The 25,354-nt window shown below is 62.0% G+C and carries 25 protein-coding genes, 1 tRNA gene and 1 riboswitch; of the genes, 9 read left to right on the top strand and 17 right to left on the bottom strand.

Annotated features, from left to right (window positions below; translation table 11 throughout):
- Positions 1-18: 18 nt before the first annotated feature.
- Both DBR16_RS01010 and DBR16_RS01005 read right to left on the bottom strand, forming a co-directional pair.
- Entirely contained in the window at positions 19-408 is a 390-nt protein-coding gene (locus tag DBR16_RS01010) for a helix-turn-helix domain-containing protein (protein ID WP_109259379.1), read from the bottom strand.
- A gap of 130 nt (positions 409-538) precedes the next feature.
- The gene (locus tag DBR16_RS01005) at positions 539-1,387 is read right to left on the bottom strand and encodes an N-formylglutamate amidohydrolase (RefSeq protein ID WP_161539348.1); all 849 of its coding nucleotides are present in this window, start codon (positions 1,385-1,387) and stop codon (positions 539-541) included.
- A gap of 165 nt (positions 1,388-1,552) precedes the next feature.
- Between DBR16_RS01005 and cpdR the strand changes: the two genes are divergently transcribed.
- Complete coding sequence (gene cpdR / locus DBR16_RS01000) at positions 1,553-1,918, top strand: cell cycle two-component system response regulator CpdR (protein ID WP_109259377.1); 366 nt, start codon at positions 1,553-1,555, stop codon at positions 1,916-1,918.
- A 72-nt stretch (positions 1,919-1,990) separates the two neighbouring features.
- On the opposite strand, the gene DBR16_RS00995 is transcribed toward cpdR, so the two are convergent.
- Both DBR16_RS00995 and DBR16_RS00990 read right to left on the bottom strand, forming a co-directional pair.
- A complete protein-coding gene (locus DBR16_RS00995) occupies positions 1,991-3,976 on the bottom strand; it encodes an alpha/beta hydrolase family protein (protein ID WP_109259376.1) in 1,986 nt (661 codons plus the stop codon).
- Positions 3,977-4,150: 174 nt separating this feature from the next.
- The gene (locus DBR16_RS00990; protein WP_109259375.1) at positions 4,151-7,408 is read right to left on the bottom strand and encodes a TonB-dependent receptor domain-containing protein; all 3,258 of its coding nucleotides are present in this window, start codon (positions 7,406-7,408) and stop codon (positions 4,151-4,153) included.
- Between the two features lie 269 nt (positions 7,409-7,677).
- Between DBR16_RS00990 and DBR16_RS00985 the strand changes: the two genes are divergently transcribed.
- Together DBR16_RS00985 and DBR16_RS00980 are read left to right on the top strand one after the other, a co-directional pair.
- Positions 7,678-7,752, top strand: a tRNA-Val gene (locus DBR16_RS00985).
- Between the two features lie 105 nt (positions 7,753-7,857).
- On the top strand, positions 7,858-8,934 hold the full coding sequence (locus DBR16_RS00980; protein ID WP_109259374.1) for an Mrp/NBP35 family ATP-binding protein: 1,077 nt from the start codon (positions 7,858-7,860) through the stop codon (positions 8,932-8,934).
- Here the strand turns inward: DBR16_RS00980 and DBR16_RS00975 are convergent.
- From DBR16_RS00975 to motA, 9 genes are all read right to left on the bottom strand, one after another.
- On the bottom strand, positions 8,931-9,692 hold the full coding sequence (locus tag DBR16_RS00975; RefSeq protein WP_109259373.1) for an ABC transporter ATP-binding protein: 762 nt from the start codon (positions 9,690-9,692) through the stop codon (positions 8,931-8,933). The two genes, DBR16_RS00980 and DBR16_RS00975, sit on opposite strands and share 4 nt — an antisense overlap.
- Positions 9,689-10,660, bottom strand: a complete 972-nt coding sequence (locus DBR16_RS00970) for a FecCD family ABC transporter permease (RefSeq protein WP_109259372.1) — start codon at positions 10,658-10,660, stop codon at positions 9,689-9,691. Before DBR16_RS00970 ends, DBR16_RS00975 begins: the two co-directional genes overlap by 4 nt.
- Positions 10,657-11,502, bottom strand: a complete 846-nt coding sequence (locus DBR16_RS00965) for an ABC transporter substrate-binding protein (RefSeq protein WP_161539347.1) — start codon at positions 11,500-11,502, stop codon at positions 10,657-10,659. The genes DBR16_RS00970 and DBR16_RS00965 overlap by 4 nt, the downstream gene beginning before the upstream one ends.
- Positions 11,441-13,315, bottom strand: coding sequence for a TonB-dependent receptor plug domain-containing protein (locus tag DBR16_RS00960; RefSeq protein WP_125184476.1), 1,875 nt, complete (start codon positions 13,313-13,315; stop codon positions 11,441-11,443). The genes DBR16_RS00965 and DBR16_RS00960 overlap by 62 nt, the downstream gene beginning before the upstream one ends.
- A gap of 104 nt (positions 13,316-13,419) precedes the next feature.
- Positions 13,420-13,602: riboswitch (cobalamin riboswitch) on the bottom strand.
- A 20-nt stretch (positions 13,603-13,622) separates the two neighbouring features.
- A complete protein-coding gene (locus DBR16_RS00955; RefSeq protein ID WP_109259369.1) occupies positions 13,623-14,447 on the bottom strand; it encodes a WecB/TagA/CpsF family glycosyltransferase in 825 nt (274 codons plus the stop codon).
- Positions 14,448-14,562: 115 nt separating this feature from the next.
- Complete coding sequence (gene mnmD / locus DBR16_RS00950) at positions 14,563-16,338, bottom strand: tRNA (5-methylaminomethyl-2-thiouridine)(34)-methyltransferase MnmD (protein ID WP_125184475.1); 1,776 nt, start codon at positions 16,336-16,338, stop codon at positions 14,563-14,565.
- The gene (locus DBR16_RS00945; RefSeq protein ID WP_109259367.1) at positions 16,335-16,889 is read right to left on the bottom strand and encodes an RBBP9/YdeN family alpha/beta hydrolase; all 555 of its coding nucleotides are present in this window, start codon (positions 16,887-16,889) and stop codon (positions 16,335-16,337) included. The genes mnmD and DBR16_RS00945 overlap by 4 nt, the downstream gene beginning before the upstream one ends.
- A 22-nt stretch (positions 16,890-16,911) precedes the next feature.
- Positions 16,912-17,112, bottom strand: coding sequence for a PLDc N-terminal domain-containing protein (locus DBR16_RS00940; RefSeq protein WP_109259366.1), 201 nt, complete (start codon positions 17,110-17,112; stop codon positions 16,912-16,914).
- A 73-nt stretch (positions 17,113-17,185) separates the two neighbouring features.
- Positions 17,186-18,055: a flagellar motor stator protein MotA gene (gene motA / locus DBR16_RS00935; RefSeq protein ID WP_109259365.1), complete on the bottom strand. Its 870-nt coding sequence runs from the start codon at positions 18,053-18,055 to the stop codon at positions 17,186-17,188.
- Positions 18,056-18,281: 226 nt separating this feature from the next.
- Between motA and DBR16_RS00930 the strand changes: the two genes are divergently transcribed.
- Positions 18,282-19,568, top strand: coding sequence for an MFS transporter (locus tag DBR16_RS00930; RefSeq protein ID WP_109259364.1), 1,287 nt, complete (start codon positions 18,282-18,284; stop codon positions 19,566-19,568).
- Between the two features lie 4 nt (positions 19,569-19,572).
- On the opposite strand, the gene DBR16_RS00925 is transcribed toward DBR16_RS00930, so the two are convergent.
- From DBR16_RS00925 to DBR16_RS00910, 4 genes are read right to left on the bottom strand one after another with little or no spacing between them, the layout of a single operon-like run.
- Positions 19,573-20,370 carry a sterol desaturase family protein gene (locus DBR16_RS00925; protein ID WP_109259363.1) on the bottom strand — a complete coding sequence of 266 codons (798 nt, stop codon included), beginning with the start codon at positions 20,368-20,370 and terminating at the stop codon, positions 19,573-19,575.
- Between the two features lie 2 nt (positions 20,371-20,372).
- A complete protein-coding gene (locus tag DBR16_RS00920; protein ID WP_109259362.1) occupies positions 20,373-21,584 on the bottom strand; it encodes a lytic murein transglycosylase in 1,212 nt (403 codons plus the stop codon).
- Positions 21,581-22,378 carry a DUF1194 domain-containing protein gene (locus DBR16_RS00915; RefSeq protein WP_233347475.1) on the bottom strand — a complete coding sequence of 266 codons (798 nt, stop codon included), beginning with the start codon at positions 22,376-22,378 and terminating at the stop codon, positions 21,581-21,583. The genes DBR16_RS00920 and DBR16_RS00915 overlap by 4 nt, the downstream gene beginning before the upstream one ends.
- Positions 22,375-23,103 carry a DUF1194 domain-containing protein gene (locus DBR16_RS00910; protein ID WP_161539346.1) on the bottom strand — a complete coding sequence of 243 codons (729 nt, stop codon included), beginning with the start codon at positions 23,101-23,103 and terminating at the stop codon, positions 22,375-22,377. The genes DBR16_RS00915 and DBR16_RS00910 overlap by 4 nt, the downstream gene beginning before the upstream one ends.
- 170 nt (positions 23,104-23,273) lie before the next feature.
- Here DBR16_RS00910 and ykgO point away from each other — a divergent pair, with 170 nt between their 5' ends.
- The 5 genes from ykgO to DBR16_RS00885 all read left to right on the top strand — a co-directional run bounded on the left by ykgO (position 23,274) and on the right by DBR16_RS00885 (position 25,352).
- Entirely contained in the window at positions 23,274-23,399 is a 126-nt protein-coding gene (gene ykgO, locus DBR16_RS00905; protein WP_109259360.1) for a type B 50S ribosomal protein L36, read from the top strand.
- A 147-nt stretch (positions 23,400-23,546) separates the two neighbouring features.
- Positions 23,547-24,077, top strand: coding sequence for a tetratricopeptide repeat protein (locus tag DBR16_RS00900; protein WP_109259359.1), 531 nt, complete (start codon positions 23,547-23,549; stop codon positions 24,075-24,077).
- A gap of 65 nt (positions 24,078-24,142) precedes the next feature.
- Positions 24,143-24,352 (top strand): alpha/beta fold hydrolase, encoded by a 210-nt coding sequence (locus DBR16_RS00895; RefSeq protein ID WP_125184474.1) that lies wholly within the window; start codon positions 24,143-24,145, stop codon positions 24,350-24,352.
- Positions 24,353-24,373: 21 nt separating this feature from the next.
- Complete coding sequence (locus DBR16_RS00890) at positions 24,374-24,985, top strand: alpha/beta fold hydrolase (protein ID WP_267894806.1); 612 nt, start codon at positions 24,374-24,376, stop codon at positions 24,983-24,985.
- A gap of 88 nt (positions 24,986-25,073) precedes the next feature.
- Positions 25,074-25,352, top strand: a complete 279-nt coding sequence (locus DBR16_RS00885; RefSeq protein ID WP_109259356.1) for a DUF2312 domain-containing protein — start codon at positions 25,074-25,076, stop codon at positions 25,350-25,352.
- The last annotated feature ends 2 nt before the right edge of the window (positions 25,353-25,354 follow it).

Genomic DNA, 25,354 nt, shown 5'->3' with positions numbered 1-25,354 from the left:
TTGTCAGCTATCAAGATTTCAAGCGGCATCGTTGGCCGGTTCTGCCGGTTCCAGCGACTTGGCGAGCTCGAGCAGCCGTTTGCGCGGCCGTTCGCCGAGCCGGTAATAGGCGCGGACGAGATCCATGGTCTCTTTCTTTGACAGGATATCGGCCGCCATGGCGTCCGGATCATCGTCTTTTGCATCATCCGGAATCAGGCCTTCATAGAAATACTGGGCCGGCACATCGAGGGACTGTGACAACTCGAACAGACGGCTGGCACTGACGCGGTTGGCGCCACACTCGTATTTCTGGATTTGCTGAAAGCGGATTCCGACGGATTCTGCCAGCTGTTGCTGGGTCAGCCCCAAGAGACGGCGGCGGCGGCGCAACCGCTTGCCAATGTGGAAATCAATCTCGTTCGTCATGTTATCGGCTCCAGTAATCGCTTGTTGACCTACGTCCGCTCGACGCGTTCGCGCTAGAGGGGAGCAAAGGCCATGCCGCGCATGACGAGACGAAGTTTTAATGCATTATTTCAGATATTTATGTGACATTTTATGACCATTTTTCCTGCACAAGCGCGCGGAGTACGGCTTCGATTTTCTCCCGCGTGGCGGGAAATGTGCCGGAACGGGTCACTGTTTCCTCGTTCAGATACAGGCCGCGATTGATCTCGATCTGAATGGCATGCCGATTCTGACCCGGCTTGCCATAACACGCCGTTGTATAGCCGCCGGCGTAAGGCCGATTACGGCGGACCAGAAAACCTTGCGCAAGGAATGCCGCCTCGACGCGGGTCATGATGGCTGCGTCGCAGGCGCTGCCATGCCGGTCGCCCAGCACAATATCTGCGCCGCCGGCCGCTATGGCCGGCATGGAATGAAAGTCGAGCAATATCGCCTTGCCGAAAATATCACAGGCGGATTTCAGCTCGACATCTACGGCCCCATGATACGGCCGGTAGTAATCCGCTATGCGTTGCCGGGCTTCGGCAGTGGATAGCGGGCCATGGTAGAGGGCGCGACCGCCCGCGCTGACCCGCGGGATGATGCCCAGACCAGCCTGGACATGCGGGGTCGTTCCGGGAGGTGTGGCGGCCAAGTCCGCAAATAGTGCAGGATCAAGTTCCCTTGTCGAACGGTTGGGATCAATGAAGACCCGCGGAAAAGGCGCAATGACACTGGTGATTCCAAGTCCCGGAGCCGCTTCGATCAGCTTGTCGACATAGGCATCTTCGGAGCGCCGCAACTGGTCCAGCGGCAAGGCTGACTGCGCCAGGAGATCCGGTGGGTAGGTCCGCCCGCTGTGCGGTGATGCGGCCAGCAGGGGCGAGCGCCGCTCGGCCGGACGGTGCACGATCACGGGATCCGTGATCCGGGCGATGACGGCCGGAGACGGATCCATGGCCTGAGCCGGTTGAGGGGATAAGAGCCGTGACATCGCCGCACAATGGCGAAGGGCGGGTGTACCGGTCAAGTATTTCAAATGCCACTGACAGCGCGCGTTCAGCGGACTTTTACCTTAATGCGCTAGACGGGGGTCAGGAAACGGATTGGTGGAGATCCCGGAATGGCGAAAATCCTTTTGGCTGAAGATGATGGCTCCATGCGTGACTTTCTGGCCAAGGCCCTGAAACGGGCCGGTCATGATGTCGTGGCATGCGCCGATGGCGATGAGGGCCTGTCGGTCTTCGAAGCAAACAAGGACGCATTTGACCTGCTGTTGACTGATATTGTCATGCCCGGCATTGACGGGATCGAGCTGGCACGACGGGCCGCAGAGCTGACACCGGCACTGAAGATCATGTTCATTACCGGATTTGCAGCGGTTGCCCTGAATCCGGGTTCGAGCGCGCCGAGCAATGCCAAAGTGCTGTCCAAGCCTTTCCATCTGCGGGAGCTGGTGGATGAGGTTGACCGGGTGATGGCGGCCTGAGTTTCATCGTATCGGCAAAAACAAAAAGGCCCGCTCTTTCGAGCGGGCCTTTCCCGTTGGAGTTTCGTATGCCTACCGCGCCGGGTTTTGCGGTGTCGGCATGCCACACTCATTGGCCAGCCAGCTGGTCAGCTCGGTATAAAGCGTCAGCTGGTTGTCAAAATTGAGCGTGTTCGAGAAGTGGTCCGCGTCCGGCAATTCGACATAGCGGTGCGGAATACCGTTGCGTTCCAGCGCCCGGATCATGAACTGGCTCTGATATTGCGGCACGCGCTGATCAACTTCACCATGGATGATGAGCAGCGGGATACGCATATCCCCAGCAAATTCACTGGGTGACATGCCGGCATAGCCTTCATCAATCAGCTCGCTCTGAATGCCGCCACCACCGAAGTCGCGCTGGATGACATCGAGATCGGACACGCCGGCGCCGGCAATGGCGCAATTATAGACCGGTGGCTGACGGACCGCAGCTGCAAACGCTGCATAGCCGCCATAGCTCCAGCCGAACATGGCCACCTGATCCGGCTCGGTCAGCCCGGCATCAATGAGATAGCGGACGCCATCATCCTTGTCGTCCGACATGGTGATGCCCCACTGTCCCCAGCTGCGCAGCCAGTGATCAATGCCGTAGCCAAGCGATCCGCGGTATTGCGGCTGCATGACCATGTAGCCGCGATTGGCGAGAACGGTAGCCCATTCATCAAACGCCCGGGTTTCGGACACCCAGGGACCACCGTGCGGCATGACCACAAGCGGATAAGGCGCTTCGCCGAAGGGCGGCAAAGTGAGAATGGCCGGAATTTGAAGACCGTCGCGGGCTTCATAGGTGATGAATTCCTCGCGGCCGAATGCGGCCTCCATCAATTGCGGGAAGGCGCGGCCGATGACGACCGGCTGTCCACCCTCGATATAGTAATAGACGCCCGGTTCCTGCGCGGATTGCGAGAAGACCAGCATCTGGGCGCATTCATTCACACAGCTGAGAATGGTGTTGCGTGTGTCCGGAAAGGCATTGTCGACGACGGCCTGCAGATCTGCCATTTCCTGACTGATCCACGCATACTGGCGTTCGCCATCCGCATAGAAGCTGAAACCTGCGAGTTCCGGCTCACGGTCGATATGGGGCTCGAAACGCGGCCCCTGCATATCGACATCCTCGCGCTGATAGATGGTGCGGACATATTCGCCCGAGCGCAAATCCATGATGTGGGCCCCGACCGTGTTTTCACCATTATGGGCGAGCACATAGGCGCGGTAATCGCGATCCGGATCAAAGCCCACAACGCTGACACCCGACTGGCCGTAGGTGTCGTATTCCGTCAGCGACCAGCGCATCACTTCGCGCCATTCCGGATCATCCGGATCGGGACGCCAGAAATAGATCACTTCCTCGCTGCCGACATCGATCTCGGTTGCAAAACGGGGATTGCCTTCCTGATCCAGCACGTAATTGCCGAACCGGCTGCTGCCGCGAAGGATCCGCGTCTGGCGGCCGGTGCGGACATTATAGCGATAGAAATCAGGCGTGCTGACCCGGCCGATTGACCGGCCGCGGAGATCTTCGACCGTGGTGTCCGCATCCAGGCCTGCCGTGCGGATAATGATATGATCCGGATCGTCTGCCATGCGGCGCACGATCTGGACGTCATCATTCAGCGTGCGGAAACCGCCCTCGCCCGACCAGTGAACAATGGCCTGCCGGAATTCAAAAACGCCCTGATTGACACCTTCAATCCGGTCTCTGACCTGCTGCCGGAAATTCACGATCAGATATTCAGGTGACACCCAGCTGACGCTCAACACTTCCATGCGGTCGGCGCCGAGGCGCACCGGGGCGGCGGAGAAGTCGTCCGTCGAATAGACCTCGACAATATAATCACCATCGCGGGCGGTCAGGCGTCGCATGGCGATATGCTCGCCATCGGGCGACAGGGAGACATTCGCCACCGCCGGATAGGTTGCAAAGTATTCCAGCGGCACGACTTCGCCCTGAACGGCGTAGCTGCTGCCTGCGGCCAACAGGCTCGCGACCGCTCCCAAAACAAGTTTACGCATATTCACATCCCCTGAGGCTGTCTGATCCCGGTTGGAAGATAGAGTGCGCAAATTGGCCGCCAAGGGCAAGGCCCGTCAGGGCGCAATGCGCAGCGTGCTTGAATGTCTCTGCCAAAAAAAAAAGCGGCCCCGGATATCTCCGGAGCCGCTCATTCTCAGTCCTGTTGCCGTTTCTTAGAACGACTTGCGTACGCCAAGGAACCAGCGGCGACCGCGGAGGTCGTGGCCAATACCGATCGGCACATTGCCGATGGCGAACACACCAGCCGGGTCAACCGTCGGCGGAGCGACGTCGAACACGTTCTGGATACCGAAGTTCACGACCCACGTATCCGGCGTCCAGGAGACACCGAGCGTATTGGTGATGTAATCCTCGGTCCAGTAGACCGGCGTACCGCAGTTGATGAGGCCGGTTCCTGTCGGATTGACCTGACGGCAGGTCGAACCGGTCGCGCCCGGATTGTTTTCTTCACCGCCGCCGATGTACTGGGCGAGCCACGTGAAGCGCCAGTTATTCCGATCGAGTGCGACACGGACAGAACCTGTCCAATGCGGCGCTTCGGTTTCCCCAGCGTTGTCATCCGGCGTTCCCTGAACATTGAAGACCTGCTCGTTCAGGCGCGTCGCGCGGAGGTCGGTGGTCAGACCCCAGCCGCCAAACCACGGGAGCTCATCCTCATAGAGAATGTTGAAGTCCACACCCTTCGAGTTGATCGTACCGATGTTGATGAAGGAGGCATCGATGAAATTCAGGAAGCCCTGTCCATCACGCCGGATACGGTTACAGAAGGCGGACTGGAAGCCCGGGATCGTATTGTAGCAATCATTCACGATAAAGCCGGCGGTCGGCTCATTGACCGAGTCGCTGACGACGATGTCGTAATAGGTCACTGCAAAACGAAGATCGAAGGCTTCAAACCAGGGCTGTTCTGCCACAACGCCCCAAGTTTGCGAGCGTGAGGTTTCCGGATCCAGCGCTGTCGTACCACCCGATGCCGTTTCCACTGAAGTGTTCGGCAGAAGATTGCCTGCAAGACCCAGTGATGTCGGATCGACACCGGCGGCCTGACAGTTGGCGATCGTGATCTGCGAGCGGGTGTCGAGATTCGGATCGTATTGCAGCTGTGTCGCCGGATTGTTGTCATGATCGACACGGGCTGCGGTCGGAACCACACACGGGTCGGCGACAGTGGCAAAACCGGTCTGACCCGCCAGGAACTGCTCGCGGGCATTCGGCGCACGATAGGAGGTGCCGTAGGAACCGCGGAAGTTCAGCCAGTTGGTCGGACGCCAGTTACCCTTGATCGAGTAGGTGACATCTGAACCGTAATTGCTCTCATCCGTCCAGCGGCCCGAGAGGTTGATCGTCACTTCTTCAGCGAAGCGGCGGCCCAGGATTGGCTGGAATTCCGTTTCTGCGAAAACTTCCCACAGATAGCGGTTACCGGTTGCGCCCTGGTCAGCCGAACGGAAGATGATGTCACCGCGGCCAAAAGTATCGTCTGCCTGGGACTGGATGGTGTCACGGCGATATTCGAAACCGAGAACGAGCGGGACGTCAGAACCATTGTTCAGTGTGAACAGATTGCCGGTCGTTGTACCGCCAACGAGCAATTGCTCGTAAACAGTCCGGATGGTCGCCGGTGCCAGGAGATAGTCCATTTCGGCTTGCGAAAGGACACCGCCGCCTTCCTGATAGAGGGAAGGCTGGAACAGGTTGACCGGAACACATGGCGTATTGCTAAGGAATTCACCGCCAAAGGCGCCGACTTCATTGTCCGGAATGCCATCACCATTGATGTCGATACCGCAGACCACCTGGCCATTGGGCAGGCGGACGGAGGTGTTGAGCGACAATTGCAGGCGGTCATTATCAACCCCGACGAAGCGGCTGAAGCCTTCCGAGCGGGCATAGCTCGTGAAGAGGTCATAGCTCCAGGAATTAAAGAAGGGCAGATCGCCGCGGAAACCAACCACAGAGCTGATCTGTGTGATGTCCGCTTCCTGACGGTCCCGTTCGCCCAGAATCTGGACGATCGGCACAACATCGAGGTTGCCGAAGTTCACGCCAAAGACCGTACCCAGGCAGTTCACGCCATTCGGGTTGCTGGTCTGGTTACACGGGTTGAACGGGTTGTTCCCCGGCACGGTCGGGAAGAAGCCCGGATCCAGCGAATTGATGGTCGTTTGACGATTGGCCACCAGCAACTCGTAGTAAGCCGAGGTATTGCTGCCCCAGCTGACATCGTGCTCGCCATAGCTGTAGAAGCTCCAGCGCTGCTGCTCGGGAATGAAGTCCTGATCGTTATAGTTCGATGCCGTATTCTGGTTGTACAGCGGCGAAGCAAAGTCGAAATCGGACGTGTACGGTCCGGGCTGACCTTGCAGACGCGCCAGGCTCCAGACGTTCGACCCCAACGGACCGCCGAAACGGCCCCCAAGATTGGATTCCGAGAAGTCCGGAACACCGATATTGGAGAAACCCGGTGTGTAGTAGGTGGAACCGAAACCGACCGGGATAAAGAGGCGGTTGATCAGGGAAGTGTTACAATTGGAGTTCGTACCAGTGAACAGACCGACATTACGTCCGGCATTGATGTCGCCCGGGGCTGCCGTGCGGAAATCGAATGTCGACACGTCGTCCTGGCGGATCACACCGTCATTGCCGATCTCGTAATTGCGCGGACATCCGCGGGTAAAATCACGGTCGCCGAGGCGCTGGACTTCGGTTTGCGAATATTCAAAGGCAAAACCGGCGAAGCCACGGTCGGAGTTGATACCCCAGGCGGCTGCGAACTGGGTTTGCTCACCGCCACTGTCGAAGGGTGTGGTGCGGTTGTATTCAAACTCGACGCCTTCGAAATCCTGACGGAGCACGACGTTGGCCACACCGGCCACAGCGTCCGAACCGTAGATCGAGGAGGCACCATCAAGCAGCAGGTCGATGCGCTCGATGATCAGTCCCGGGATCAGTGTGAGATCCGGGCTGGTCGGTGCGCCACCGATACCGGCCGGCGCCAGACGGCGGCCATTGATCAGCGTCAGGGTCCGCTCGGCATTCAGGCCACGCAGGTTTAGCTGAACCGAACCCGGGCCGTTGTCGAGAACGAAACCAACGAATGTGGTGTCGATCTGTGTACCGGTCGCTTGCGACTGGGCCTGCAGAATGTCTGCGGCATTTACAAGGCCGACTTCGCGCGAAACTTCGCCCGAAATGACCTGCACCGGCGAAAGCGAGTTGAATTCAGAGCGCTGAATCCGGGAACCGGTTACAATAACCGTATCCTCTTCTTCCTCTTCCTCAACGGCTTCCTCATCTTCTTCGACGGCCTGCGCATACGCAGTCGCCCCGGCCAGACCCGCTGCCGCGAAGCCCGCCAGAATGGTTGAGCGCAAGAGACGCTCGCGATCCCAGAAATTGCTCACTGTCATACCCCTTCATGACTTGTTTATTTTGGTTCACCGCGACAGAACAGACACCGAGGCAAACGCGCACAGCCGGAAAGTGGCTACTTTCCTGACCTCACTATCGCCGCCGCATTCCCGCTCGTAAAGCGTGCGCCCCATCTTCGCCGTATTTCCGCCGGGAATGTTGCATAAAAGTCATACGATCGTCAGACGCCTGTCATTTCAGCACAGAATGCAGCTTCGTCTTGCATCCGTGCCGCAGCAGGGCTAATAGCTCGCCTCCCTTGGTGGACGGGCGCGTAGCTCAGTGGGAGAGCACTACGTTGACATCGTAGGGGTCGCAAGTTCAATCCTTGCCGCGCCCACCATTTTCTTCCTGTTTACAACACGATAACACACCGGACGTGATGGACGCATTGGCAGTCCTGCGGGCATGCCTATGTTGACGCTGATGGTTATGAAGGATGACTGCCATGTCTGATGCATTGCTGGCCCGCCTCGACGCGATATCCGATCCGTCCAGCGGCAAGGGTCTGGCCGCGGCCGGACGCCTCGATGGGGCCGTCATCGACAAGGGCGTCGCCACAATTGTCCTCAAGGCGGCAGCGGACGAAGATGCGGCGGGCCTGAAAGCCGAAATCGAATCGGCGGCGCGCGAGGTCAGCGGCGTCGAGCGGGTCCGTGTCATCACCACGATCCAGCGCGCACCCGGACAGCCGAAGGAGCGCCCGCGGCAGGCCACAGCCGCCGCAGATGGGCCGCGTCCGGCAAAGCGGATCATTGCGGTGGCCGCCGGCAAGGGCGGGGTTGGCAAATCCACGGTCGCAGCGAATTTGGCGGCCGCCCTGACCCGACAGGGCCACCGGGTCGGCATACTGGATGCCGATATTTACGGCCCGTCCATTCCGCGGCTTTTCGGCCTGCGCGATATCAAGGGGCTGAAGAAGACCGACAAGGGCATAGAGCCCGCCGAGGCGCATGGTGTCCGCGTCGTGTCCATGGGTTTCCTGACAAAGCCCGGCCAGCCGGTCGTCTGGCGCGGGCCCATGGTGCAGGGGGCGATACAGCAATTCCTGAACGAGACCGACTGGGGCCAGCCTGACCTTCTGATCATCGACATGCCGCCCGGTACGGGCGATGCCCAGCTGGCCATTGCCCAGACCATCGCCATTGACGGCGTGGTGATCGCCTGCACGCCGCAGGATCTGGCGCTGGATGATGCCCGCAAGGCCATTGCCATGTTTGAAAAGACGCATACGCCCATTCTCGGCCTGATCGAGAATATGAGCGTGTTTCTCTGCCCGCATTGCGGTGAAGCCAGCGAGATATTCGGCCATGGCGGCACACGCGCCGAAGCCGAAGCGATGGGCGTGCCCTTCCTGGGCGAGATTCCACTGACGATTGAATTGCGCGAGCGCTCGGATTCCGGCGAGCCGGTGGCGTTTGGCAAGGGGCCGGTCGCGGAGGCTTTTGCCCGTGCCGCCCAGGCCATGCTGGTGTCGGCCGATGACGTGCGCAAGCCGGCGCCGGAGATTGTCTTCTCTGCCTAGCCCATCGCCCAGTCGGGCGGGGTAATCCCTTCCGGCGCATCAAGACCAAAGACATCCGAAAGGATCGGTGGCGACAATGCCTCCCGAGGCGGGCCATCGGCGACAATGCGGCCCTGATCCATGACCAGGACGCGGTCCGCAAAGCGGCTGACAAGCTCCAGGCTATGGCCGGCAAAAACGGTGCAGACGCCCCTTCGCGCTTCCTCTTGCAGAACCTTCATCACGGCGAGCTGATGGCGCGGATCCAGCGCCGCGCCGGGCTCGTCGAGGAGCAAGGTGCCGGCATTTGTGGCCAGCGCCCGCGCCAGCAGGATGCGCGCTTTCTCGCCGGAGGACAGTTCGTCAAACCGCCGCGCCGTCAGCCCGGTTGCGCCCGCCCGCTGAATGGCATCATCAAGGTATTCACCATCTTCATCGGTGAAGCCGTGAAGCGGCTTCAGGAAGGGATAACGCCCCAATTCCACCACCCGGACCGCGATCAGCGGCCAGGCGAGACGCGAATCGGCGGGCAGATAGGCAATGCGGCGGGCACGTTCGCGGTCGGCAAAGCGGTGCAGCGCCACACCGTCGAGACGAATCTCTCCGTGAACCGGCGTGATGAGTCCGGCCAGCGTCTTGACGAGTGTGGACTTGCCCGCCCCGTTGGGACCGACAATCGCCGTCAATTCCCCCGCCGCGATTGACAGATGGCGGGTTTCAAACGCCGTGCGTTCGCCATAACGGCAATGGACCTGGTCCAGTTCAAAGCGGGCGGTCATGGCGCCAGCCTCCCCGTCTGCCGGATGAGGTGGAAGAAGAATGGCACGCCGAGGATCGCCGTCATCACGCCGAGATAGAGTGGAACGCCATCGCCGGAGACAAGGCGAGTGGCGGCATCCGCTGTCATCAGCAAGGCCCCGCCCCCCAGTGCCGACGGAAGCAGCAGGCGGGAAGGCTCGTGCTGAACCCGGGGCCGGATCAGATGCGGCACGACCAGTCCGACAAAGCCGATGGCGCCCGCGACCGCGACCGCTGCGCCGACCGCCAGAGCCGTGCCGGCGATCAGGCGGATCTGCAAGCCGCGCAGATTGACGCCGAGCGCGCGGGCCCCGTCTTCGCCAATGGTGAGGCTGTGGAGATCGCGTGCCGTAGTCAGCAATATCGCCGCCCCCGCTGCGACAAGCGGCAGGGCAATCCTGACCTCGGTCCAGCTGGAATTGCGCAGCGACCCCATCAGCCAGTAGGCGATTTCCGACAGGGCCCAGGGATTGGGAGAGAAATTCATGGCCAGTGCCACAAGCGCATTGGCCAGTGCTCCGACAGCTACGCCGGAGAGGATGAGGCTGGTCGCCGTGGCGCCGCGTCCGGCAATGAGGAGAAGCGCAGTGCCGCCCAGAGCCGCTCCGGCAATCGCCGTCACAGGCAGGATCAGGGCCGAGAGGCTGGCCAGTCCGAAATAGAGCGCCGCGACCGCGCCCAGACCGGCACTGGCCGACACGCCGATAACACCGGGATCGGCGAGCGGATTGCGGAAATAGCCCTGCAAAGCCGCGCCGGACAGGCCCAGTGCCGCTCCGACCAGAAAGCCAAGCGCGATGCGCGGCAGCCGCAGCTCGGTCAGCAATAGCCATGCGGTTTCATCGCCCGCCCGTAATGCCGCCACCGGAAACCCGTCAACGAGCAGGCCTGCCAGCCCCGCCAGACCACAAACCCCCGACAAAATCAGTATCAGGCGGATATCCTTCATAGTCCCTGCCCTGCGTCATCGAGTGCGTCGGCGATCTGTTCGGCGGCGTCCATCAGCGCCGGTCCCGCGCAGGACCAGGCGGAGGCCGGAATATCGATCCGGGGCGTGTCCTGCAGCAGGCGCCGGAATGCCGAATGGCGCGCGCCCGTATTGTTGCGCGTCGCATATCCATCAACAAAATAGCTGGTAATGACGAGGTCCGGATCCACGCGAAAGGCCCAGGCAGCATCCGCGGCCAGCCAGCCTCTGGCCCCCGCTTCCGCTGCGGCGTTGCGGCCGCCCGCCATGCGGATGGCTTCATCGACCAGCGTGTCTGCCCCGGCCGCCCCGCCGGTGACGCTGAGATAGAAGACGGACGGCCGCCCATGCTCCGCCGCCCGCATGGCCAGGTGCTCGCGGCGGGCCTCCAGTTCTGCGATCAGGGCCTCCGCCCGTCCTGTCTCATCCAGAGCCATGCCGATTAGGCGCAGATTGGCAATCACGGCATCCCAGTCCTCCCCCCATTGCAGGCTCACACGGGCAATGCCCGCCCGGTCCAGAAAGTGCGCCGTATCACCTGCGCCCGCGGGGCCGAAGACCACCAGATCCGGTTGCAGTGCGATCAGGCGCTCGGCGTCATCCGAGGCCCGTGGCAGGTCCAGCGCCCAGTCCGGCGCGCCGGAAACCGTCTGCCCTGCCTGCCAGGAGACCGCCGCAACGGCCTCCCGGTCTGCGAGTGCGAAGACATAGGCATCCGCGCACAGATCCGCCGAAACGATGCGTGAAGGTCCGTCTGCCGCGCTAACGGCCGAGACGCAGGCCCACAAACAGGCCGCGGCCTTCAGAGGCATATCCGAAGACATCCACTCTCTCCTCATCGCTCAGATTTGTGCCACGCAGATAAATCTGCGCCGCGGGGGACAACTGCCAGGCGAGACGCGCTGACAACAACGTATAGGCGGGCAAAGTCACGGTCGAGAAACTGCCGAAATCGGTGTCGAGCTGTACGCCCGTATGATCCGCGGCAAAACCCGCCTGCCAGCGCCCGTCTGCGGACTGCCAGTTCAGGGCCAGACTGCCGGTGAATTCCGGACGGCGGAGCTCAGGCACGCCATTCTCTTCGGACTGCAGGAAAGTGGCGGACCCGGAAATCGAGAGCTGGCCGGTGATATCCGCTTCCCCGTCAAGCTCGAGGCCTGCGCGGTGAGACCCCGTCGCCCGATTGCGCGCCGTGGCCGGCGACACGCTGAAATCGGTGAAGATTTCGTCTTCCAGATTCGCCTCGAACCAGGTGATCGACAGGCGGGCATCCGGTCCAAACCCCTGATCCCAGCCGATCTCCCAGCCGCGGGAACGTTCCGGTGTCAGACCGGGATTGCCGGTGAAGACGCCGGGAAAAAAGCCGAACAGCTCGTAGATGCCGGGATTCTTGACGCCTTCACCGACGCTGGCGCGGACGTGGCCGCCAAGCCTTTCAAAATGCCAGGCCGTGCCCAGGCGCCAGGTGGCGGCATCGTCGAAGCGGTCATTCCAGTCCTGGCGGATGGACGCCGACACGCGCAGCGGGCCGCGAACGAGACGGTAGTCGAAAGCTGCGGCCGTGTTTCCGGTCTGCCGTGACTGGTTGGAGCCCGCCCCGGCCCCGGCAAAGCTCTCGAATTCCTCGCGCTCGAATTCGACGAGGCCGGTCAGCTGGTGGCCGATAGATCCCGTCTGCCAGTTGAACGTGGGCTGATAGAAGGCCTGCCAGCGGGACGCCGCGGTTTCGCCGGTAAAAGCGGCGCCAGTGAAGTTGGCCAGCTCATCGCGCGAGGTATTGAGCGCAAGATCATGACGCAAACCGAAACGCCGGAACGTTAGCTGCGCTCCCGCAGCGAATTGCTGACCGGCGCTGTGCTGGTTGGTGTTGTCCAGCAAGCCATTGAAATCAGAATCGGAATCAAATTCGCTTTCAAAATCTGCAAATCGCGCAGCCCATTGAATCGACTCGCCTTCCGCAAGCCTTGCCGTTCCTGTCCCGGAGACAAAAAAGCGCTGATACGCATCCTTTTCACCGCCCAGACCGGAGACATCAATGCCATCGGTTTGCAGGTGCGAGGCACTGACGCCCCCGCTGAACCGGCCTTGCCGGCCCGAGGCGCTGACCCCTGCGAACAGCGTGCCAAAGGACCCCGCTTCAAATCGCCCCTGCGCCCTCTCTTCTCCGGTCGAGCCTGCGGTGCGGATATTGATGACACCGCCAATCGCGTCCGACCCCCAGAGGGCGGATTGTTCTCCGCGTAGAACTTCCACACGTTCGACGCCAAAGCCTGGCGCATGGGCGAAATCATAACCGCCCGTCAGTGGCACGGAGGCTTCAATGCCATCCATCAGCACCAGGACATGATTGGCTTCCGAACCCCGCACGCGGAGATCGGTCAGCCCGCCCGTTGCACCAGACCGGGATACGGCCATGCCGGGCACCGACCGCAAGGTGTCGGCGAGCGTCAGCCCGCCGCGCAGAGCGATGTCATCTTCATCGACAAGGCTGGTGGCGGAGGTGACATCTTCCGCCAGGGCCGGGATGCGCCCGCCAATGACGATGATGGTGTCATCATCTACCGATTGCGCGAGCGCGGAAGGAGAGAGAAGGAAAATCGCGGCGCAACTTCGCCGCAGTAGGGGTTTCAGGCGCATTTCAAACAACTCCGGTGCGGCCACGCGAAATATCCCGCGGCCGGGTTTTCAGGAGTCGCTGCAAACGGACAGGCCGTGCCATTCCCACGTGATCCCGCACGGGTGGACGAGCGACGGCACAGGCAGGTCTTCCGGCTCACGGGTCAATGTGGCAGCTCACGTCTTCCCGGGTGTACCCAGTGACTTGGTGTGAGACCACTCTCCGCTTACGGCTGCGGGCACAGCGGGGGACTTTCACCCCACTTCCCTATCAAGGCCTTGCGGCCACCTGTACGATGCCGTGATTAGCGCGGCGAAGAGTGTTTGCCTAGAGGCCGGCTTCCGCCAGGCGCTTTTCAAAGTCGCGCAGCTTGGTGCGGGCCTTGCGCCATTCCCACCACAGGAAAGCGATTTTCGGCCCGTCCACCAGATAACGTTTCCACATGCGCTGTGGTTCCTGCGCCAGACGGTGCAGCCATTCCAGGCGCGCTTTCTGCATCCAGACAGGCGCGCGCTCGGCCGCGCCGCCAAGGAAGTCCAGCGAGGCACCGACACACAGGCCGATGCCCTTGCAATCGCCCCGGTCGAGACAGGCTTCGGCGATCATTTCCTGCTGTGGCGAACCGACGCACAGGAAAATGAAACGGGAAGGATTGTCGGCAACAAATTGCGCGCATTCGGCGATGGCTTGCGGATTATTGCGCAAGCCCATGGGCGGCTCATGCCAGCGCACATCGCGCAGGCCGTAGCGGGCCTTGACGTTTTCAACCACCTCCCTGGTGCCGCCAATAATGGTCACCGGTTCGTGGCGCAAAACGACATTGTCAAAGAGGGTTTTGGTGAGATCGGAGCCCGGCGTAACATCGACCTCCTCACCCGACAGGGCGGCAATGAGTTCAAGCACCCGGCTGTCACAAACGGTCAGCCAAGCCTGGGCATAGAGCGGAGCCAGCACACCGTCGCGGCGCAGACGCACCAGATGATCCACATTCGGCGTCACCACAAACTGGAAAGGCGCGTCGGGATCGCGTTCCGCCAGACGCAGCACCGTGGTCGGAAAATCGATATTGTCGAAGGCCGAGTTCAGAAACCAGATATGACGCGCGCGGGCGCGCCGTTCTGAACCATCCCGATGTGTGCTTCGCCGTGACATTAACGCTACCGTCCCGTTTCGCGCCAGATTGCGCGGTTTCGAGACCTGTCACTGCAAGCCGTGCGCCGGGCCATGCCGGTCCGGACCGCCCGTCACGCCTATGGTTTCTGCCTGGTTAACCACCGCGTTTCAGACGCCTTATCGCGAAGCGTGCCGGGTGGAAGGCCTCGCGGCCGGCCCGCTCCAGCGGTGAGGGCTCGCCGCAGAGATCTGAGGCCAGCGCTTCGGCCAAAAGCGGCGCATGGGCAAAGCCGCGCGATCCGAAACCTGTGAGGCAAATAGCGGGACAGCCAGACGTCTCCGGTGACGTCCCGGGCAGGGGTCCGCCTTTGGCCCATAACCGCCAGCGCGCCTCGAAACCGGCCCCGGGGATAGCGCCATAGACGGGCAGGCGGTCCGGTGTTGTGGCCCGGATGCCGGACCAATGCTGCGGCGGGCCGGAGAGCCCCGAAGCGATCTCCGGCAGGCGGTTCTCAAGATCGGCCAGCAATCGCCCGGCCGCCTCATCCGCATTGCCGGGATCGCGGCCTTTCTCATGGGTTGCGCCGATCAGGACGCGGCGATCAGGTGCAGCTGAAACATATCCGCCCCAGACCATCGGGTGGGAGGGCGGCGTGCCGTCCCATGTGACCACGCGCCCGGCACTGTGCGTGAGCCCCGACAGCGCCGCGTCCGCACCCCGGCAGTCAATGACAAGGGAAGCTTCCAGCATACGGCCTGTATCGGTGATCACCCGCGTATCGCCGGCGAGGGCGTGGACAATCGCAGCCGGGTCAAACCGTCCGGCGCGCGCCATCCAAAGCCCGTCCGGGCCCATGTCATAGCCCTCGCCCATGGCGTCTGCGATGGCGGCATAGCGGGTCTTGTCTTTGCCGTTTTCCAGCAGCCGCAGTGCGCCTTCCGGTTCGAACACGCCCCGTTCCGTATAGAGCTGCCGGGCATATTCGAACGCGGCCAGCGTGGCCCGCACCTGCGGCCTGTCAGCATTTTCCAGCCGCGGTGTCAGCAGGCCCGACGGTGCGCCCGATGCGCCGCCCGCAAGGCCGCCCGGATCAAGGATGATGGCCTCCCGCCCGCGCTTTCGCAGAGCATGGGCGAGGCTCGCTCCGGCAATGCCACCGCCGCGGATCACCACAACGCCGTCTTGCGGCAGGAGGCGGGGGAAAGGCGCCGGCAGGGCCGCAGGCTGGGCGCCCTTGAAGCGGGCTTCCAGACGTTCCCGTTTGCGGCCGAAGCCGGGCTGTTTTTCGACCTCGAAACCGGCGGACTGCAGGCCGCGCCTGACCGCACCGGCGACGGTAAAGGTGGCGGCGCGGGCCTCTGGCCGCGACAGGCGCGCCAGTTCCGGCCAGAGGGTTTCAGCCCACATCTCCGCATTGCTGGCCGGGGCAAACCCGTCGAGGAACCAGGCGTCGACCCCGGCCTCGATCTGCGGCAGGGCGCTGGCGATATCGTCCTGGAACAGGGTCAGGGTGATCCGGTCCGCATCAAAGCGCAGGCGGTGCGCGCCTTTCTGGGGTTGTGGCCATCTGGCAATCAATTGTTCTGAAAATGGCGCCAGCTCCGGAAAGGCTGACAAGGCCCGGCGGAGGTTGCCGGCGGATAGCGGGAATTTCTCGATCGAAATGAAATGCAGCCAGCCTTGCGATGGCCGGGTCCGGTTCCACAGCTGCCAGGCGGCCAGGAAGTTCAGCCCAGTGCCAAAGCCCAGCTCGGCAATGGTGAAGCGGGCCCTGTCCTGCCAGCGCCCGGGCAGGCCGCAGCCGGTGAGGAAGACCGCGCGGGTCTCCTCCAGACCGCCCTCCGCCGAAAAATAGATGTCACCGAAATCCGTGGCGACCGGCCCCGTCTCGCGCCAGTCCAGCTGGGGTGGGTCGCAATAGAGCTTCACAGGGCTTTCGCAAACTGGGCAAAGGCCATGAGGCCTTCCGGCCACGGTCCGAAGCCGTCGGATTCATCAAAGTGACCGGCATCTCCGGCCACCGCAAACCGCGCCTGCCAGTCGAGCGCCCAGCGCTCTGCCGTTGTGACATCGCAGGCCGGATCATTGGAACTGGCCAGCACAAGGGCCGGGCAGCCGAGCGGTTCACGGGGCACGGGCGCAAAGCCGTGCCCGGGAAATCTCTGTTCCATGTCCGGACGCTCCCAATCGGATGGTCCGACCAGGAATGCGCCCGCCACCCTGCCAGCCTCCCAATCCCGGGCCGCATGGGCCACCGTCAAAACGCCAACGGAATGGGCGATCAGGATGACGGGCCTGGACGCGGCGCGGATGTCCGCGTTCAGGCGTGCGGACCAGTCAGAACGGACCGGATGCTGCCAATTGTCCTGCTCGACGCGGCGGGCGGTGGACATCTTGTCCTGCCAGCGGCTTTGCCAGTGCAGGGGGGAGGCATTGCCGAGCCCGGGAATGATGAGAATGTCAGCGTCACGGATTTTCATGGGATGCGCTTATAGCGCGGTATCAGCGGCGGAAAAGGCTGCGTTCCTCCCGCGGCCCGAGAAAGAGCCACAGCAAGAAGCCGATGATCGGAGCGATCAGGATCAGGGCGATCCAGACAACCCGCACCAGAGACGACGCCTGCGAACGGGCCACGTTCAGGATCGCATAAATGTCGAAAACCAGGATCAGCAGACCTAAGGGTCCGGCTATCTCGATGCCCAAAAGAAAACTCCCTTGTCCGCCACGGGACAAGGGAGTCTATCAAAGGACGTTGAAAGCGTCAGCTTTCCATTTATCAAGCTTCGGTCTGGATATTCCCCAGCGCTTCTTCCAGCTCCATGAAGGTCGGCTGCGCAGAGCTCGGGACGCTGCCGCGGCCGATCTCGACCGAGATCTGGGCGGCATTGCCATGAAGATGAGCGACCAGAACCGCCTGGATGATCACGTAGAAGGTATGCTCTTCGTCATAGACTTCCTTCAGGCGCGCGGCCATCGGGCCGACAAATCCATAGGCGAGGAACACGCCCAGAAAGGTGCCGACCAGGGCCGAACCGATCTTGGCGCCCAGAACCTCGGGCGGAGAATTGATCGCGCCCATGGTCTTGATGATGCCCAGCACCGCGGCGACAATCCCCAGAGCCGGAAGGGCATCCGCCATGTTCTGCATGGCATGGGCCGGGCCTGCCACTTCATGGTGATGCTTTTCCAGCTGGGCTTCCATGGCATCCTCGACCTGGTGCGGGTCTTCCAGATTCATGGTCATCATCCGCAGTGTGTCGCAGATGAAATCGGTCGCGAAATGATCTTTCAGAATGCGGGGGTAATTCTGGAAAATCGCCGAATCCTTCGGATTCTCGATATGCGCTTCCAGAGCAATCACACCCTTGGTTTTCATGGTCTTGGTCAGCTGGAAGAGCAGAGCCAGCAGATCGCGGTAATCCTGCGTCTTCCATTTCGGCCCGGCGATGATCTTGGCGAAATCGCCAAGGGTTTTCATCACCGTCTTGCCGGAATTGCCAATGAGAAAGGCCCCGACAGCCGCACCGCCAATCATCATCAGTTCGAACGGCATTGCCGCTATGATGATGTCGAAATGACCGCCGGCCAGGGCAAACCCGCCGAACACCATGGCCACAACGACCACTATCCCAATGATCTGAAACATCTTACGTCCACCACCCGTTGTTTTTCCCGGTGTCCTCTTTTGGCGGGACTGTCCGGTTTCGGGACGCAATATGGCGCATTAAGTTTAATACCCGGTGTAACCGGCATTAGGAGGTGGTTTACGGAAACCGGCCGGAGCGCGCCATGCGGGCGGCCTGAAATACATCGTAACCGCAATTTATGGCCGCTTGCTTTACGGCTCTGAATAACAGGCCTAATGGATCGGCATGCCTCCGGTTTATGATCCTGCCAATCCATCGAGCCCTGAAGAAAGACGGCGGTCCTTCCGCCTGCTTTTCCTGTGCCTGATGGCGACCGGAATCGGCAATTCCATGCTGTTCGCCATTCTGCCGCCGCTGGCCCGCGATCTGGGTGTGGCGGAAGCCTTTATCGGTGCGATCTATACGATATCGGCGCTTTTATTCCTGATCATGAGTCCGATCTGGGGGGCGTTGTCCGACCGTTATGGCCGCCGTCCGCTGATCATTTTCGGACTCGCGAGTTTTGCGGTCTCGACCCTGGTTTTTGCCGCTGCGGCGCTGGCCGGACAAATGGGCTGGGCGCCGCCGCTGATTGCCATTTTCGGCATGGCTGCGGCGCGGGCCCTGTTTGGCGGACTGGGTTCGGCCACCAATCCGGCGGCGCAGGCCTATGTGGCCGACCGCACCTCGCCGGATGAGCGCACCGAAGCCCTGGCCGGGCTGACAGCGGCCTTCGGACTGGGCGGTATTGTCGGTCCGGCGCTGGCGGCAGCCTTTGTGGAGCGGATCGGGATCGCGCCCTTCATGGTGGCGGTCGCCATTCTGGTGGGCGCAGCGGCCTTTTTTGTCCGCCTGCTTTTGCCGGAGAATACGCCGCCGCGTCAGCAATCAAGGCCGATCAACCCGATTACCCAGCTCGCCTTTGCCTTTGACAGGCGGATTGCGCCCTTCTTTGCCTATGGCTGCGGATTATGGCTGGTGCAGGCGATCAGTCTGCAGGCCATCGGCTTCTATGTCATGGACCGGATGGATCTGACGCCTGCCGAGGGTCTGCAACTGGCGGGCGTGGCCCTGACGGCCGGGGCGGGCGCGCTCATATTTGCCCAGCTCGTGGTCATCCCGGCATTAAAGGCAAGCCCGCGCGCCCTGATGACGACCGGAGCTGCGCTGATGATCGTGGCCAATATCGAGATGGTCTTCGCCGCAAATTACGCCTCGATCGTTTTCGGCTATATGCTGACCTCTTTCGCCTTCGGCCTGGCGCGGTCGGGTTTTGTCGGCGGCGCATCGATATCGGTTGCGCCGGAAGAACAGGGGCGCGCGGCCGGAACGATCACCGCGACCGCCGGGCTCGGCTTTCTGATCGCACCTGTGGCCGGGCTCTGGCTGTATCAGACCTACGGGCCGGAAACGCCCTATATTCTCAGCGCCGGAATTGCTGCGGCCTCAGCGGTTCTGGCTTTCCTGCACCCGCAGATCCGTTCGGTCACCCGGGTCGCCAAACCCGTTCCGGAACCGCGCGGACCGATCTAGAAAATCACTTCCGGATCAGGGGCCAGGCGAGTTCACCGGCAGCGCTGCGATCCTCGAGATTCTCGATGCCGTATTTTTTCGGGAAGCGCCGTGTGATGTGCGCCGTGCCGAACAGGACATCCCAGAAGAAAAGCAGATTGCCGTAATTGCCCTTGTAATGAGTGACACCGTCATCCTTGTGCATGCCATGATGGGCAAAATGGGTGGCCGGCGTGGAGATGGTGCGCTCGATCACCCACATCACAGGCGAAAGCCAGTTGACCTTGTAGAGCGGCGCGTCCCAGCGCAGCGATGAATGCGCGCCGAAAATCACCGTCATCTTGATCAGCAGATAGACCGCATAGACCGGCCCGAAACCGAGATGCACGAGCATGGCGGCGATCCACAGGCCGGGCATGAAAATGTAATAGGCAATCGCATTTCTGTAGACGATGCGGATGCTCATATATTCGCCGGAATGATGGGCGCGGTGCAGATTGTAGAGCCAGGGGTGAGCGTGCGAGGCGCGATGCCACCAGTACTGGGTCATGTCATCGCCGACCAGGAGGATCAGTACCATCACCCACCAGGGCAGATCCGCCCAGGCATTGGCGCTTCCGGGGAAGACCCCCTCCATCAGCACCGGTGCGGCGTAGAAAATGGCGGGCACGGTGATCAGGATGAAAACCGGGGTGCCGATGGCCTCGATCCAGACATCGCGGGGCTTGCCCTTGCCGCTCTGGAAAAACCGCTGTGTGGCAATCTCCAGCAATGCGAATCCCGCAAAGATCAGCGGAACCAGCAGCTTGGTATCAAACGCCATTGTCAGTCACGTGGGGAAGCCGCCAGCGTGGCGACGACCTGATCATACATGATGCGCCCGGCATAGCCGTCGACGGGATAGCCATGATCGCGCTGGAAACCCATCAGGGCGCGGCGCGTATTGGGGCCGAACATGCCGTCCGGCGTGCCGGGATCATAGCCGAGTGCCGCCAGCCCTTCCTGCAAGGCCAATGTCTGGGACCGTGTAATCGGCGGATCATTTTCCGGCCACTCGCCGCGAATGCTGTAATCGCCGTTGAAGCGCTGTGACAGCAGCCAGACGCCAATACCGTAGGAGGTCGAATTATTGTAGCGCATAAGGGCGCGGAAATTGGGGAAGGTGAGGAAGGCCGGCCCTCTGAGACCCGCCGGCAGGTTCAGGCGGGAGGCATACATCAGCGTATCGGCTGTCCAGCTCTCTCCATCGGCACGGGTAACGCCGCGCATCGACCATTCCGCGGTCATGCGTGACGCGCCCGGATCCCAGCTGGTGAGATCGAATCCATCCGGCAGGACCACTTCGACAATCACCGGCGCATTGCGTGTCCAACCCGCCTCGCTCAGAAGATTGGCCGACGAGGACAGGGCGTCGCCGACATTGTTCCAGATGTCGATATGACCGTCGCCGTCATAGTCCGCGCCGCGGGCCAGATAGGTTTCGGGGATGAACTGGGTCTGCCCCATCGCGCCGGCCCATGAGCCATACAGCTCGTCGCGGCGGGCCAGCCCGCGATCAATCATGCGGGACACGGCAATCAGCTGGGCCTCGGCCCAGGACCGGCGGCGGCCTTCCCAGGCCAGTGTCGCCAGGGACCGGACCACATCGCGGTCGCCCTGGATGGCGCCATAGGAGCTTTCCAGTCCCCAGACCGCGACAAGGATCTCGTAATCCACGCCAAACCGGTTCTCGATGCTCGTGAGCATGGCGCGGCGGCCGGAAATTTCACTGGCACCGTTGCGGACGCGCAGATCAGAGGCCGCGATGTCGAGATATTCCCACAAGGGGCGGACAAATTCCGGCTGGGTCCGGTCGCGTTCAATCGCTGTCAGATCAGGCTCAAGACCATCGAGCATGGCCGAGACTGTTGCGGCACTGGCACCGCTGGCCTCCAGCCTGGGCCGGAAATCGGCCAGCCAGTCTGAAAAACTCCCGTCCTGCGCGTGCGCCGCAAACGGCGAGACCGCAAGCCATATCAGTATGATAAAACGTGTCATCCCTTGTCCGTCATCTCCTCCGGAAACAATCCGGCAATCTCAATGATAAGCTTTCTGCGCAAAGCTTCCACGAAATCTTCGTGGGTCCGGCTGGGTAGAACAAAAGATCGTGGCCCAACAATGACGTGATTTTCAAAATAGCGCGCGACATCAATATTGACAGGCGGGCGGAAAGGATGCTGCCGCTCGCTCTGCATGGAGATGCCATTAATGGTGATTTCAGCCGCTTCTGCCGCGGCACGGGCATCGGGAAGGCTGGGGCCGGCATTCTGCGGCCCGTCACCGGACAGATCGATCACCCGGCGGATGCCATGATAGGGGTTGGATTCAATAAGCTGAACCGAATTGGACACGGCGGCTCCTATGGCCGTCCGCCGCCCGGACACAAAATCGGCCTCCGCCAGAATAGCGGCGAAAGCGAGCGCATCGGCCTCTGTCTCGATCACCGTCCAGGGCGCGACCACGCGCTGGAAATCGGCATCGGCCCATTCCAGATACAGAACCGCAATCCGGCCATGCCCCCCGGCCTGGATTGACGAAATGACGTCGGGATCGGCCAGCGCCTGCACATGCCCGCGCCTCTGTTGCAGCGCTTCCATCTCGTCAATCGAGGCCGAGACGTCGACGGCGAAGACCAGTTCGAGGTCGACGATCAGACGGCCATCCTGGGTATATTGACGCTCGCGCGTCATGAGGTCATCGCCAGCATAGACAGACGGGTCCGCAAAATGCTGCGCAAAAGCCGGCGGCATCGCCGCCAGACACGCAAACACGAGGACGGCGAGACACCTCACGGTGCGGCACCAACCAGTTCGGAGGGCATGGGCGCGGCGCCGGCGATTTCCAGCGTCATCTTGCGCAGAATGGCGGTGCGGAATTCGTCGGCGGTGCGGGCGGGCAGGACAAAGGCCCCCGGGCCGGTGACGACATTCTCCCGGAAATAGGCGTCCAGATTGACCTCGACCGGGCGCACCCAGCGGCCCGGCTGGTCAGAGATAACCGGCAAGCCATTGACGATGATGCGGGCCTCGTCCGCCATGGCGCGGGCTTCATCGAGGTCCATGCCCTGGTTCTGTGGCCCGTCTCCGGAAATATCGATCAGACGGCGATAGCCCTGATACTGATTGGTTTCGATGCGGCGCACCGAATCCGCGATCGCGGCGCCGATGGCGGTATAATGACCGCGCTCCAGCGGGGCTGCCGCCACAATGGCAGCGAAATTCAGTGCATCGTCTTCCGAAGCGATAACGGTCCAGTCGGCAGCGGCGCGCTGGAAACGCGAATCGGCCCATTCGACATAGGTCACGGCAATCCGGCCCAGCGGACCGCCCTCGATTGCGGAAATGACATCCGGATGGGCCAGTGCGGCGACATAGCCCTCGCGCTGGCGCCGGGCCTCGTCTTCATCCACGGAATAGGAAATATCGACCGCGAGCACGAGCTCGAGATCGACCTCGATCATGTCCTGAGCCGCTGCCTCGACAGAAGCGGCCAGTCCGATCAGAAGAGCTGTGATCATACGCATGGCGCGGGAAGCTAGGGGCGGTTGATGGCAAGGGCAACTAACGGGTTTGTAAGGCGCTGATTTTTGCCGAAGCCTCCGGTTGACATTCCCCCCCCTGCCCCGTAGATACCGCGCCTCTCCGGCGGCTTGCGCCGGGTTTTTATTGAAAGCACGGGGCCGGTCCGATGAAAGTTCGCAGCTCGCTCAAATCGCTGAAAAACCGCCATGCCGCCTGTCAGGTGGTGCGCCGCCGCGGCCGTGTCTTCGTGATCAACAAGAAAGACCCGCGTTTCAAGGCCCGCGCCGGCTAGTCTGGCTGCAGACCCTGAACTGCGATGCGCCCCGGTCTTGCCGGGGCGTTTTTGATTCCGCCCCCATCACGCCGCCCGCGTTAAACTTCCGTCAGACACGGCGTGCGCGGCTGGACCTTGGCGCAAAGCCGCTTATCTTCTGCGGCCATGAAAAGCCTCATCCTTGCCCTTCTCCTCCAGGCCCTGCCCTTCCAGACGCCGCAGGAACGTCTGACCGAAAGGCTGGACCATCTGCAAACCGCCACGCCGGAAAACGCCGCGCCTCTGGTGGACGAGATCCTCGCGCTCTGGGCGACCTCTGGCAGCGACACGATCGACCTTCTGATGGACCGCGGGGAAACCGCCATGGCGGCCGATAATGCCGATATTGCCGCGCGCATGTTCGATCATGTCACCCGGCTGGAACCTGATTATGCCGAAGGCTGGTTGCGGGCCGCGCAGGTGGCTTTCGAACAGCAGGATTACACTTACGCGCTGGAAGCCCTGAACCGGACGCTGGCGCTGGAGCCGCGCCGTTTCGATGCCTATTATCTTCTGGGCTCGACGCTGGAAGCGGCCGAGCGGCCGGAAGCGGCGCTGGAAGCCTATCAGGAAGCGCTGACCATCTATCCCGCCTATGAGCTTGCCGGGCGCGGTGCGGCGCGCATGCGGGCCCAATTGACGGGCCGGTCGCTTTGATCTTTCGCGGGCCCCTTTTTCTGGCCCTGTGCCTGCTGTTTACTCCTCAAGCCCTGGCTGACGATATGCCTCCTGCCGGACACTTCATCGAGATCGACAATGCCCGCATCCGCTATGTCGAGGAGGGCACCGGCCCGGCCGTGCTGATCCTGCATGGCGCGTCGTCCAATGCCGAGGACATGCGGCTGGCGCTTGGCGACCATCTGGACGGATTCCGTGCTGTTTATGTCGACCGTCCCGGGCTTGGCTGGAGCGAGCGGCCGGACGGGCGCTGAACGCCGGAGCGGGAAGCTGCGCTGCTCGCCGAACTGGCGACGCGCCTGGACATGGAGCGCCCGGTCGTCGTCGGCCATTCCTGGGGCGGGGCGATCACCATGCGCATGGCGATTGATCATGGCGAGGTCTTGTCGGGCATCGTGCTGATCGGCGCCCCTCTGCATTCCGGTGTCGGCGATGCGGCCTGGTATAATCGCGCCTCGCGGCTTTTCGGTATCGGTCCGGTTATCACCCGCCTGATCATTCCACTGGTGGGGCCGCGGCGGATCGATGCGGGTCTCGAAGACACCTTCCATCCGCAACCGGTGCCGGACGGTTATGCGGAGACCGTGCAAGTCAATCGCCTCTTCCGCGCGGACATCTTCAAGGCCAATGCCGAGGACATGGCACAGGTGAATGACCATCTCGCGCGGCAGGAAGCGCTTTACTCCGGCGTGAGCCTCCCGGTGGTTTTTCTGGCCGGGGAAGCCGATCAGGTGGTGTTCACAAACCGCCATTCGGTTCCGGTCGCGGCCAGCCTGCCGGATGCCGAGCTGATTGTCCGCGCGGACTGGGGGCATATGCTGCATCATACGGCACCGGATGTGGTCGCCAATGCCGTGCGCCGCCTGCACCGGGCCGGGGATAACTGATCCGGCCGCTGATCGCGTGCTTGAGGAATCGGTTGACGGCCCCTAGCCTGCGCCCTTCAATTCAACCTGACTGACCAGAGGCCGCGCCATGGATGATGCATCCCCATCTGCCGTTTCCGACAACACCCACACGATCGGCCAGGCCGCGCGCGAGCAATTGAAGGCCTTCGTCGCCCGGATCGAACGTCTGGAGGAAGACAAGAAGCAGGTGATGGACGACATGAAGGAAGTCTATGCCGAGGCGAAATCCATGGGCTATGACACCAAAATCCTCCGCCGCGTCATCGCCCTGCGCAAGATCGACCGCAATGAGCGGCAGGAAACCGAAGCCCTGCTCGAGCTCTATCTGGGCGCGGTCGAGGACTGAGC

Origin of the sequence: Hyphobacterium indicum (assembly GCF_003129605.1) — a bacterium.
Classification (GTDB): Bacteria; Pseudomonadota; Alphaproteobacteria; order Caulobacterales; family Maricaulaceae; genus Hyphobacterium; species Hyphobacterium indicum.
Note: the sequence above shows the minus strand (reverse complement) of the source record. Positions and strands in the feature narration are given on the sequence as shown.

What these genes read in the sequence shown, in the direction of transcription:
- DBR16_RS00930 (WP_109259364.1), top strand. Translation starts at nt 18,282, where the DNA reads ATGCCTCCGGTTTATGATCCTGCCAATCCATCGAGCCCTGAAGAAAGA.
- DBR16_RS00945 (WP_109259367.1), bottom strand. Translation starts at nt 16,889, where the DNA reads ATGAAAATCCGTGACGCTGACATTCTCATCATTCCCGGGCTCGGCAAT.
- motA (WP_109259365.1), bottom strand. Translation starts at nt 18,055, where the DNA reads ATGTTTCAGATCATTGGGATAGTGGTCGTTGTGGCCATGGTGTTCGGC.
- DBR16_RS00900 (WP_109259359.1), top strand. Translation starts at nt 23,547, where the DNA reads ATGAAAAGCCTCATCCTTGCCCTTCTCCTCCAGGCCCTGCCCTTCCAG.
- DBR16_RS00925 (WP_109259363.1), bottom strand. Translation starts at nt 20,370, where the DNA reads ATGGCGTTTGATACCAAGCTGCTGGTTCCGCTGATCTTTGCGGGATTC.
- DBR16_RS00960 (WP_125184476.1), bottom strand. Translation starts at nt 13,315, where the DNA reads ATGCGCCTGAAACCCCTACTGCGGCGAAGTTGCGCCGCGATTTTCCTT.
- DBR16_RS00955 (WP_109259369.1), bottom strand. Translation starts at nt 14,447, where the DNA reads ATGTCACGGCGAAGCACACATCGGGATGGTTCAGAACGGCGCGCCCGC.
- DBR16_RS01005 (WP_161539348.1), bottom strand. Translation starts at nt 1,387, where the DNA reads ATGGATCCGTCTCCGGCCGTCATCGCCCGGATCACGGATCCCGTGATC.
- DBR16_RS00970 (WP_109259372.1), bottom strand. Translation starts at nt 10,660, where the DNA reads ATGAAGGATATCCGCCTGATACTGATTTTGTCGGGGGTTTGTGGTCTG.
- DBR16_RS00910 (WP_161539346.1), bottom strand. Translation starts at nt 23,103, where the DNA reads ATGATCACAGCTCTTCTGATCGGACTGGCCGCTTCTGTCGAGGCAGCG.
- DBR16_RS00975 (WP_109259373.1), bottom strand. Translation starts at nt 9,692, where the DNA reads ATGACCGCCCGCTTTGAACTGGACCAGGTCCATTGCCGTTATGGCGAA.
- DBR16_RS00995 (WP_109259376.1), bottom strand. Translation starts at nt 3,976, where the DNA reads ATGCGTAAACTTGTTTTGGGAGCGGTCGCGAGCCTGTTGGCCGCAGGC.
- DBR16_RS00990 (WP_109259375.1), bottom strand. Translation starts at nt 7,408, where the DNA reads ATGACAGTGAGCAATTTCTGGGATCGCGAGCGTCTCTTGCGCTCAACC.
- DBR16_RS00965 (WP_161539347.1), bottom strand. Translation starts at nt 11,502, where the DNA reads ATGTCTTCGGATATGCCTCTGAAGGCCGCGGCCTGTTTGTGGGCCTGC.
- cpdR (WP_109259377.1), top strand. Translation starts at nt 1,553, where the DNA reads ATGGCGAAAATCCTTTTGGCTGAAGATGATGGCTCCATGCGTGACTTT.
- DBR16_RS00895 (WP_125184474.1), top strand. Translation starts at nt 24,143, where the DNA reads ATGCCTCCTGCCGGACACTTCATCGAGATCGACAATGCCCGCATCCGC.
- DBR16_RS01010 (WP_109259379.1), bottom strand. Translation starts at nt 408, where the DNA reads ATGACGAACGAGATTGATTTCCACATTGGCAAGCGGTTGCGCCGCCGC.
- DBR16_RS00920 (WP_109259362.1), bottom strand. Translation starts at nt 21,584, where the DNA reads ATGACACGTTTTATCATACTGATATGGCTTGCGGTCTCGCCGTTTGCG.
- ykgO (WP_109259360.1), top strand. Translation starts at nt 23,274, where the DNA reads ATGAAAGTTCGCAGCTCGCTCAAATCGCTGAAAAACCGCCATGCCGCC.
- DBR16_RS00885 (WP_109259356.1), top strand. Translation starts at nt 25,074, where the DNA reads ATGGATGATGCATCCCCATCTGCCGTTTCCGACAACACCCACACGATC.
- DBR16_RS00980 (WP_109259374.1), top strand. Translation starts at nt 7,858, where the DNA reads ATGTCTGATGCATTGCTGGCCCGCCTCGACGCGATATCCGATCCGTCC.